General features: G+C 72.1%; 8 protein-coding genes. All 8 read right to left on the reverse strand.

Annotated features, from left to right (window positions below):
* Positions 1-28: 28 nt before the first annotated feature.
* From GHC57_RS14090 to GHC57_RS14125, 8 genes are read right to left on the reverse strand one after another with little or no spacing between them, the layout of a single operon-like run.
* Positions 29-724: a hypothetical protein gene (locus GHC57_RS14090; protein ID WP_153345348.1), complete on the reverse strand. Its 696-nt coding sequence runs from the start codon at positions 722-724 to the stop codon at positions 29-31.
* Positions 724-972, reverse strand: a complete 249-nt coding sequence (locus GHC57_RS14095; RefSeq protein WP_153345350.1) for a hypothetical protein — start codon at positions 970-972, stop codon at positions 724-726. Before GHC57_RS14095 ends, GHC57_RS14090 begins: the two co-directional genes overlap by 1 nt.
* Positions 969-3023: an AAA family ATPase gene (locus tag GHC57_RS14100; protein WP_153345351.1), complete on the reverse strand. Its 2055-nt coding sequence runs from the start codon at positions 3021-3023 to the stop codon at positions 969-971. The genes GHC57_RS14095 and GHC57_RS14100 overlap by 4 nt, the downstream gene beginning before the upstream one ends.
* The gene (locus GHC57_RS14105) at positions 3023-4450 is read right to left on the reverse strand and encodes a Pvc16 family protein (protein ID WP_153345353.1); all 1428 of its coding nucleotides are present in this window, start codon (positions 4448-4450) and stop codon (positions 3023-3025) included. The genes GHC57_RS14100 and GHC57_RS14105 overlap by 1 nt, the downstream gene beginning before the upstream one ends.
* 3 nt (positions 4451-4453) lie before the next feature.
* On the reverse strand, positions 4454-5392 hold the full coding sequence (locus GHC57_RS14110; protein ID WP_153345355.1) for a hypothetical protein: 939 nt from the start codon (positions 5390-5392) through the stop codon (positions 4454-4456).
* Positions 5383-6189: a hypothetical protein gene (locus GHC57_RS14115; protein ID WP_153345357.1), complete on the reverse strand. Its 807-nt coding sequence runs from the start codon at positions 6187-6189 to the stop codon at positions 5383-5385. Before GHC57_RS14115 ends, GHC57_RS14110 begins: the two co-directional genes overlap by 10 nt.
* A 28-nt stretch (positions 6190-6217) precedes the next feature.
* Positions 6218-6721, reverse strand: a complete 504-nt coding sequence (locus tag GHC57_RS14120; RefSeq protein ID WP_153345359.1) for a phage tail protein — start codon at positions 6719-6721, stop codon at positions 6218-6220.
* Positions 6722-6761: 40 nt separating this feature from the next.
* Positions 6762-9122, reverse strand: a complete 2361-nt coding sequence (locus tag GHC57_RS14125) for a phage tail sheath family protein (protein ID WP_153345361.1) — start codon at positions 9120-9122, stop codon at positions 6762-6764.
* Positions 9123-10399: the final 1277 nt, after the last annotated feature.

The following is a 10399-nucleotide window of genomic DNA, read 5'->3' on the forward strand; positions in this document are numbered from 1 at the left end:
CAACGGTCATCGTGAGATCCCGTTGGTCTTAAAACGGCAGCAGGCTCAGCGCCTTGGCGGCGTTGCGCGCACTGTGCGCGACCGCAAGAGCACTCTGCTGAACGCGGAAAAAGTTGTAGGCGGCCTTGGCCAGTTCGACCGCCGGGCCGCTCTCGCAGCGGAACACATCCGGGGTCAGCACCTCGAAGCCCAGGCTCACCTTGGCCATCATCGGATGCAGCGAGGGCATGAACAGCGTCTCTTCCACGCTGTAGCTGGTCACCCGCACGGGCAGGATGCGCCCCGGCCCCAGGATCAGGAGCGCGATGGGAACACTCGGGCGCTTGGGCGGCGGCGGCGCGCCGGTCAGCTCGCCCACGGCCGCGACCAGATTGCCGATCAGCCCGGCGGAGGGCTGCAACAGCGATTCCAGCGCCGCCAGCCGGTCCGAGACGCCGGATTCCTTCGCCACCAGATCGTCGTCTTCAAGCTGGTCGGTGGCGTCCAGGTAAGCGTCCAGCGTGAACGTGTGCTGCGGGTCGAAGGGCTGGGCCGTGGGCGCGATCTGGCCCCGGCCGGACTGGTCCACCTCGAACGGATTCCAGGGGGTCAGGGTGCGGCTGACGGTTTCCGGGTTGTACTGGAACGGCACGATGGAGGGCTCGACGCCGATCACACCGTCCACAAGCTGCACCACGGCGCCGCGCGAAAGCTGGGGGCTGCGGGTGAATCCGGTCTCGGCCATCAGGCGCCTCCCCGTCCGCGCAGGGTGCGCGTGACCCCGGCCGCGATGCGCCCGGCGAGCGCGTCAGGCCCGGGGCGGGCCTCCCCGGCGGGCACGCGGATCTTCACCCGGTCCAGGGTCGCCGGCCCCAGGTCGCCCGCCTGCTGGCCCAGGTGCTCCGCCACCCGGGCGGCGAGCAGTTCGGGTCGGCCGGCCATGTCCGCCGGCACCCGCAGGCGCAGCCGCTCGATCCTGAGGCGCGCGGTCATCGGCGGCCCCTTCCCGGTTCGGCGGCGATGGGACCGCCCTGGTTGACGAGATGACGGTTGAGGCCGCCCGCAATGTCCTCCGGCGCCAGCGGCCGCCCGGCCTCGCGGGCCAAGAACACCGCCGCGAGCACCGTGGTCTTGATCTGCGCGCCGGTCATGGGCGTGTCGGCGGCCAGCCGGCGCAGGTCCGCATCCAGCCGCGCGGCGCAGGCGGGCGAAGCCAGTTCCGACACCACCTGCCGCCAGATCGCCAGACGCTGCGGCGGTTCCGGCCGGGGCACGTAGAACACGTAGCGGATGCGCCGGACGAAGGCGTCGTCCATCTGCTGGCGCTTGTTGGTGGCCAGCAGGGCGATGCCCGGATACTCCTCGATCAGTTGCAGCAGGTAGGTGGTGTCGGCGTTGGCATAGCGGTCGTGCGCGTCGCGGGTGTCGGTGCGGCGCGAGAACAGCGCGTCGGCCTCGTCGAACAGCAGCACGGCGTTCATGTCGGTGGCGCGCGCGAACAGCCGGCGCAGGTTCTTGGCCGTCTCGCCGATGTACTTGTTGACGGTCGAGGCCAGGTCGATGCGGAACAGGTCCAGGCCCAGTTCGGCGGCGATCACCTGCGCGGCCATGGTCTTGCCGGTGCCGGGCGGGCCGGACAGCAGGGCGACCAGCCCCGTCCCGCGCGGGAACAGGCGACGCGCGCCCGCCTGCTCCCAGAACGCCGTGCGGTCGCGGGCCTCGAACAGGAAGGCGTCCAGCAGCGCCCCGAGCTGCGGTGGCAGGAACAGGTCCCCCCGGTGGAACGGGCAATCCAGCAGCACGGCCAGATCCCCCAGCTTGCCGTGCGACAGGTCGCGGGCGCGGCGCTGCACATCCTCGAACCGATCGTCCCCCTGGGCGGCCACATGGGCGATCTCGCCGATGGTGGCGCGGAAGCGCTCCGACAGGTGGCGCAACGACTCGTCGTCCCAGGCCCGCGCCCCCGGGATGAACCGCAGCCACAGGTCCCGCCGCTCCGCGCTGGTCAGGGCCGGGATGGTCACGCGCTCCTCGTGCCAGCCGACGGCGGGCACCAGCTCTTCCGGCGAGTCCAGGATGGTGAATTCCAGCGCCAGCAGGCCCGGGTCCGCCTCCAGGCCGCGCCGCGCCGCCGGGCCGGTCCAGGCCACGGCACAGTCGTGCAGCAGCGCCTGCCGCAGCACGCGCAGGCGCACGTCCGGCCACTGGTCCTCTTCGACGCGGGCGGTGTCCACCACCATCAGCGGGCTGCCCAACGCCCGGGCGACGGCGGCGGCGAAGGTCTTGCGGCCACTCAGGGGCGCGCCCATCACCTGCACCCGGCTGGGGACGCCGCGCTCCAGGGCGCGGGCGATGCGTTCGGCGGTGCGGGCCACGGGCCAGCCGGGCAGCGGCTCCGGCCCCGTGTTCAGGACCGTGCAGCACCCCAGCAACGCGGGGTCGATCTCCGATGCGCCGAGCAGATAGCTCAGCATGGGGGGTTCGATGCCCAGCGCATCCGGCTGGCCGGGGGCGCGGGACTCCACGGCCAGCACCCGCCAGCGGCTGAGGGCGCTGGTCGGCCCCCATAGCGCCGTCCGTCCGTACCCGCACAGGCGCGCGGCCAGGGGTTCGGTGGGTGCGGCGGCGCCCTCGACCCCGGTCAGCGCGCCGAACACCAGCGCCAGCGACGGGTCCACGGCGCCCGCGAGGCACACCTGCAGCAGGTCCCGTTCCGTCGGCGTCAGGCCCAGGGCCTCGGCCAGATGGGCGAGGCGACTGTCGTCGGCCTCGAAGATGCGGCGCTCCAGGGCGTCCGCCTCGCGCAGCAGGGCGCGGGCCTCGGGCTCCGCCGAGAGGAACCGCGCCTCGGCCTCGGGCGCATCCACGTCCAGCAGGGCGCGACCGAGCGCATCGCGGGCCTCGGGCCGGCGGGCGGCGTCGGAGGCCAGATGCTCCAGCCACAGGATGCGCCGCCGGCACAGGGCGCGCACGCGGGCCAGCACCGCCTCGACCGCCGAGGTCGGCCTCTCGTGCGTCTCCAGGGGCACGGCGGCGTGCGTCATCAGACCACCCCCCAGGCCGGGGGCGCCTCGGCGCCGTTGATGAGCAACTGGACGGGCAGCGGGCTGGACAGGTCCGACATGTCCAGCGCGAAGTCGATGCGGTCCGGGTTCAGGGCGTCCAGGTCGTAGACGCCCGCCAGCGTGGGATCGGACCCGCGCAGGATCGCCCGGCCGGCCACCACAAGGACGATCTCCAACTCCTCGCGCAGATAGGCCCCGTGCAGCGTGATGCGGAACTGCCGCGCCGTCGCCGGCCCGCCCAGCAGCGCCACGGACTCGATCTGGGGCACCACGGCGAAGGCGATGTCGGCCGAGGACCGCTCAAGATAGCGCGGCGGCATCTGCTCGCTCATCTGGATCCCGATCACGGCGCGCGCCTTGTACAGGCCGGGGTAGAGCGTCAGGGTCGTGCCCTCGGTATCCACGACCGTGGTGCGCACATCCACCGCGAGGCGCACCCCGTCGGCGGCGATGGCCCAATCCGGGTTGGTCCCGGGATCGCCCAGGTCGATGCGGAACCGGCGGGGCGCGGGCGGATTGGCGCCCTCGGCCACCGGCCCTTCCAGGGAGAGATGCACCCGGTCGCCCTGCAGGCCGCCGCCCTCCAGCGTCAGGCGGGCATTCTCCGCCGGCACGCCGGCGGGGGCCGCGCCCGGCGGGAACAGGGCCGGGCGCGCGGGCGAGGCCTCGATGAAGCGGAACGGGGCCGTGGGGTCGGCCAGCGGATGCCCGGCCGGCAGGGCGAAGCCCAGCAGGCTGCGCGCCCGCAGCAGGGTGGGCCGCCCGCCGACGGAGACGAACTCGGCCACCGACAGCACCGGCGGGGCCGAGCCCTCGCGCTCCGGCGTCTCCAGCAGCATCACCCGGACCTCATAGAACAGCGAGACCCGCGTCAGGCGGTCCTGTTCCGCGCTCCAGAAGTTCACCGCCTCGTCCAGGCCGACCGGCCGCAGCAGGATCTGGATGCGGTTGTCGGCCCCGCGAAGATTGCCGGTCTCCAACAGGGGCGGGTTGGACAGCGCGGGCGGCACGGCCGGGATGGTGGTGTCGTCGTCGATCACCGGGACCTCGTGGAAGGCCCGCGCCACATAACCGAGAAGCCGTTGTTCGATCAGGGTGCGGCCGGAGGCCCCCTCGTCGGTCACCGAGCTTGTGGCGGTCACCAGGTAGTGCAGCACCAGCCCCAACGGCGTCTGCCCGATCGCGCCCGGCCCCGTGGGCACCGGCGTGGGCGTCCAGTTGCGGCCGTGCGGGTCCTCCATGACGTGGAACAGGTAGACGCTCACCACGTTCGGCATGGTGCTGGATGTGTCGTCCGGCGGGGCGGCGCTGAACTCGATGGTCGAGACGTTGGTGTCCCGCGCCAGCGCCTGTTCCAGGAGCGTGAGCAGCGTGACCGTCACGCGGGAGAGATCCGTCAGCGCCATGGCCTACCGCTGCCTCCAACCGAAGGGGGCGGGACCGCGCGCGGGCGCGGCCGGGGCGGACGGAGCTGCCCGGCGGGCCGGGGCGCGACGGGGCGGCGCGGCGGGCGGGCGGACCACCTCGACCTCGATGCTGCCGATCTCCACCACGGGACGAGCGGGCGGCGGATCGGCCGGGGCGTCCGCCAGCGGGGCCGGCGGCGCGGCGGACCACTCCCTGACCGGCACGGACGGGTCGGCCGCCGGACGGGTCTCGCGGGGGGTGGGCGCGGGGGCCGCCGGGGGCTCGCCGGGCAGCGGCGGTTCGGCACCGTCCGAGACCCAGCGCGTGGCGGCGGCCAGCGCGGCGGCGAGGCGGGCCTCCAGGTCCTGGGGCTCGCGCGGCGTTGGATCGGCGGGCGGCGGCGCGGTGGATCGCGCCCGGTCGGGGGAGTCCGGCGCGGGGGCTGGGACCGGCGAGACGGGCGCAACCTCGGCGTCCGGCGCATCGGGCACCGGCCCCGGGCGCATCGGCGCGGACTGCCCCATCCCGTCGCGGGCCGTCGGCGCGTGCGCCGGTTCCGAGGACGGCGCGGCGGACGCGTGTCGTGGCTGGTCCCCGGCCTCGGCGGGTCCGGCCGAGGGCGGCGCGGACGGGGTCCCGGTCGGGGCGGCTGCCTCTCGTCCCACGCCGGGGGCGGCGGGATGGGTCGGCGGCTCTGATCCCATGCGAGCGCGGCGCGGCGCGGACTCATCCAGGCCCGGCCCGAGCGGTTCACCCTCCGGCTCCGGCGCGCCCACATCCGGCGGCGCGCCCAGCGGGTCGAACACCCCGGGGTCCAGGTTCAGGCGCTGGTCCGCCTCGGCCAGCGGCGAGCGCGAGGCCTGCGCCGGCCGCACGCCGCGCGACACGAACACCCCGGGTGCGGCGCGGCGCGCCGCTTTGGCCAGATACCCTACGCCCATGACGCGGCCCGCCGGGGTTCGGGCGCGGCGGCCTGGATCAGCCGCACATGATCGCGCCGCTCGCCGCGCGGGATGGCCAGGATCTCCGCGCGGGACCAGTGATAGGTCGCGGCCAGGGCATGGATCTCCCGCAGCAGCACCGGGCGTTCGCGGGCCAGCGCGGCCATCAGGTAGTCCGACAGCCGGAAGGCGAACGCCTGGGGGGTGTCGCAATAGGCGCAGACGGCCTCGATCTCGTCGTCCAGCAGGGGACCGGCGCGGCTCATGGCGGCGTCCAGGCGTGGATCGTCCGGATCGCCCTCGATCACGCAGCGCCGCCGCAGAGCCTCTGCCCGCGCGGCCTCCGGCGCGCCCGCCACGGCGGCCAGATCGGCGCCCGTGGGCAGCCGGAAGCGCACCGCGCCATGGGGATCTTCCGCGTCCAGCCGCCACAGGCCGTCGTCCAGGCGGCGCACCGGCACCGGCCCTGCCGCCTCGGCCAGGGCCGCCAGCCAGTCATCCAGGGCAAACCCGGTCTCGAACCGGCGGTCACAGGCCCGGCACGGCACATGGCACTCGATGCGCGCGCCGTAGAGCGCCCGATAGAGCGCGGCCGTGATGGCGTCGTGATCGGCGAGCGTCAGATCGGCCGCCGCCACCGTGCCGCCGGGCATCACCAGAGCCGCCGCCAGCGTCTCGGCCCGCACCCCGACCGCGCGCGCGCCCATCTCCTCCGCGCCGGTGATCTCCCGCAGGACCACGGTACGGTCGGGGGCCGTGTCGGCCGCCATATGCCCTGACAGGACCACGGTCATCATCCCGGCTCACCTCCGCCGCGCGTCCGGCTCAGGGCTCTTCGAGTTCCTTGATGTCCTCGTCGCGCTCGAAGCCCTCGTGCTCCAGCTTGATGCTCTCGATCGCGACGGCCTGGGCGTTGGCGTCCACCTCGGGCAGGGCCTGATACTCCGAGACCCAGCAGCGGTAGATCTTGTAGCCGCGCACCGGCTGGCCGGAGAGGTTCAGCAGCAGGATGATGATGTTGCGCCGGAAGTTCTTGAGCGAGACGGCGCCGTCCCCCTGGGTGCTGTAGACCAGATTGGCCCAGGTCTCGAAGTCGCGGTCAAAGGTCACGCCCCGTTCCAGGGTGATGGGCTCGTACTTGGTCGAGCCCGGCGACTTGCGCGCCGTGCTGATGTCGTTGCCTTCGCGGTGGCTGACGACCTCGGTCATGCGCTTGAGCGCGCTGATCTTGCTGATGCCGGCGACGGGGGTGGTGCTGCCCTCCCAGTGCACTCGGAACTTGAAGTTCTTGTAGGGATCGATGCGGTTGTTCTTGGTGAACTGGGCCATCGGGGGTCTCCTCCTGGCGGCGCGCGGGCGGGGGGTGGGTTTACGCCTGGACCTGCCCCGCCTTCTGCTGCAGCGAGATCACGACGAACTCGGCCGGACGCAGCGGCGCGAAGCCGACCAGCACGTTGACCACGCCCAGGCTCTGGTCGGTGACGGTGGTGGTCTCGGCGTCGCACTTGACGAAGTAGGCATCGCGCGCGGTGGCCCCGGCGAACGCCCCCTGGCGGAACAGGCCGTTCATGAAGGCCCCGGCGGCGAGCCGGATCTGCGACCACAAGGGCTCGTCGTTGGGCTCGAACACGGCGAAGCGCATGCCCCGGAACAGGCTCTCTTCCATGAACAGGGCGAGGCGGCGGATGGGCGCGTACTTGTAGTCGATCTCGCCCGAGTTCTCGAACCCGGCCATGGTCCGCGCCCCCCAACTGATGACCCCGTTGGGAAAGACGCGGATGCAGTTGACCGCCTCCGGGTTGAGCAGGCCGTTCTGGGCATCGGACATCTGCACCTCGACCCCGCGCACGCCGAACAGGTTGGCCTCCAGGCCGGCGGCCGCCTTCCAGACCCCGCGTGACCCGTCGATGCGGGCCATCACCCCGGCCATGGAGCCGCAGGCGTCGATGGGCTTGGTGCCGCCGTCGGCCGAGATGGTCACGCGCGGCCAGTAGACCGCCGCGTGATCGGTGGCCACCCCGGTGCGCAGGCTGGTCAGGCTGTCCAGCACGCCCTGGGGCGTCTGGCTGTCGGGCTCGGCATCCACGATCAGGAACGCCCGCTGGCCCAGACAGAACGCGCTCGCCGGCCCCCACACCGCCGAGCGGATGCTGGGTGTGCCGGTGTCGTTCGCACTCTTGGGCAGGACCATCAGGTTGAACAGGTCCACCCGCTCCTCGATGACCTGGAAGGCGTCGGTGTAGTCCTCCAGCTCGGCCACCGCGCCGTCGCTGCCGCCGCCCAGGGCCAGGGCCGCCCGGGCGCCGGTCACGCCCTCGAAGATCTCGCCGCCCGCCGTCAGGTCGGGGCCGGTGGAGGTGAACAGGGCTCCCGTCCCTGTGCTGGCGCCGCCGAAGGTGGGGATCAGCGCGAGGCGGTGGCCGTGGACCTCGGCGCGCCAGTCCGGGCTGCCCGCGCTCAGGGCGGTGGCGATGGCGCGCAGGTTCTCGGCGATGTTGCGCAGCGAGGGCGTGCCCACGGCCGTGAACGAGCCGTCACTGAGCAGCGTGCCCGGGCCGGGATAGGCGATGTCCGCCGTCGCGATGGTGAACGGGCGCAGGCCGGCGGACCCGGCCACGCCCAGCGCGTCCAGCGTGGCCCGCGTGGCCCCGCCCAGCGACAGCAGCGCCGACAGGTCGCCCGCGCCGGTGTCCAGGATCGAGACCAGACCGGACGGCGCCGGCCGCGCGACCGCATAAGCGCCCACCTCGATGCCGCCCTGGGCCACACCCAGCCCCAGCGCCTCGGCGATGTCGAGCTGAGCCGCGCGCTCGATCACCACGTCATGGCGCAGGTCGTTGACCTGGATGCGCAGGGGTTCGTTCGTGGGCGCGGGCACACTCACCTGCACCGTGGTATGGGGCGCGAGCGCGTCGTTGATGGCCGTCTCAAGGTCGGTCAGCGTGGGATTGGCCGCCAACTCGATGGTGAGCGTGGGCGAGGCCAGGGCCCCCTCGATGCGCAGCCGGAAACGCCCCGCCGTACCGGCGCCGCCGGCCTGGGTGTTGGCGACGGCGTTGGCGAGCGCGGTTTCGGCCGCCGTGGAGTCGGCATGGATCGCCGCGCTGGCGGAAAAGGCGGTCGCCGTGGCCAGCGCGGCCACGGCTGCTTCCTCGGTCGTGGTCGTGGTGTCGTCGATATGGGCCGTCACCAGCTTCGATTGCCGCGTCAGGATGGTGCGGGCATAGCGCGCGGCGGTGGGATCCAGGCTCAGGTCGGCGAAGGTCTCCGACTCGGTCTTGCGGGACTGGCCGCTGGCGTCGAAGGTCTCGCGGTAGAGTTCAAGATTGAAGGTCCGCTCCGGGCTGGCCGTGTTGTAGTCCACCCGGGCGCGCAACTCGTTGGCCACCAGCCCCGCGTCGCGCGACCGCAGGGTCAGGACCGTGGTGCCGCCCGCGCTCTGCAGGGGCACGGTACCCTCGCTGGCATTGTGGGCGATGCGCACGATGTAGGCCTGTTCGCCGCCGTTCAGGAAGAACTGGCGCACCTGCTCGGTCATCTCGCCCTGGGAGATGTCGGGCGAGAAGACGCGCTCGTAGTCCTGCACGCCGAGCACGCGCGTGGGCTGGAGCAGCGGCCCCTTCTTGGCCATGCCGACGAACGCGGCGATGGAGGTAGCGACCCCGCTGATGGACTGGACGCCGGAGGGGATCTCCTGGATGTAGACCCCGGGATAGGTGTAGGTGGCCATGGTCTGACACGCGCCTCCCCGCCGGTCCCCTCGCGGCGGGCGGCGGTGGGGGCCGGTCCGGGCGCGCGGGACGAGTTGCCGTCATGAGGGTCCGGACCGGACCCGTGGTCACGCCGCCTCCGGTCGCCGTCCTGACGGGCGTCCGGGGACGGTCACAGGCCGACCAAGATGGTGGGATTTTAGAAAAACTTGAGGCGAGTTGCATGAACCGGCGGGTTCAAATTCAGTCCACCTCTGGATCTAGATCGTTCGATCCAGGCCGGGACGAACCAGACATCCTCGGCGGCGGTGTGCGATGGGGCGGCCGGGTGACGCACCCTTTGTGCCTTGGTGTCTTGGTGGTGACTCCCGGAAACCTCAGCGGAAACGAACCACCAAGACACGAAGACACAAAGGTGTCGGCGTTCATCCGCCCGGACACCATGGCCCGGTGGCCGGGACGAATTAGACATCCTCGGCAGCGTGCGATGGGGCGGCCGGGTGATGTACCCTTGGTGCCTTGGTGCCTTGGTGGTGACTCCCGGAAACCCCAGCGGAAACGAACCACCAAGACACACTGTCGTAGGGTGCGTTCGACCGCCTCGAAGAGGCGGGCAACGCACCACGGTGCCGCGATTGGTGCGTTGCGGCTTCGGCGCGACCGCACCCTACGGCGATGGCCCGACTGACTGTGTGGGCACGGCGACCCGAAGCGGGGCCCCGGACACAAGAAAGGCCGGGCGCGGAGGGGAACCGCGGCCGGCCTTTTCTTGACGTCTTGTGGATCGCAACGTGGCTGAGGCGTTCGATCCTGCGGAGGGGTCTTCGTGGTGCGAACCGTTCCGTGGCTGAGGCGGTCGGGTCCGTGTCGGAGGTGCTCTTGTGCGGGGTCTCGCGTGGCTGAGGCGCGGGATCCGCGGATCGGAGGTCTTGGGGTCGGAGGTCTTGGGTGCGGAGTCTCACGTGGCTGAGGCGTGGGGTCCGCGGGTCGGAGGTTTGCTGGATTTCGGTCTTCGCTTCGGGTTCGCTCGGAGTGCTCTGGTGTCTTTGCTGAGATCGTCGGCGGTCGTGGAGCCCCGCCTTCGATGTCCCCTTTATGCCCGACCCCACGTGACGGGTATTTTTCCGCATCATGACAGTTTCGTCATGTTGGTTGGGATGATTCCAATATGAGCAGCACGCGGTTTTGACCGTCAGGACGGCGGCCACGCCAAAAAAGGAGGCTCAGTTTGCGTTAGATATGCATGCTGGTTGTTTGGGCGAGATAAGTCCGGCGATGCATGCCAGGATTGCACGGG

The organism is Roseospira navarrensis (assembly GCF_009601025.1).
Taxonomy (GTDB): domain Bacteria; phylum Pseudomonadota; class Alphaproteobacteria; order Rhodospirillales; family Rhodospirillaceae; genus Rhodospira; species Rhodospira navarrensis.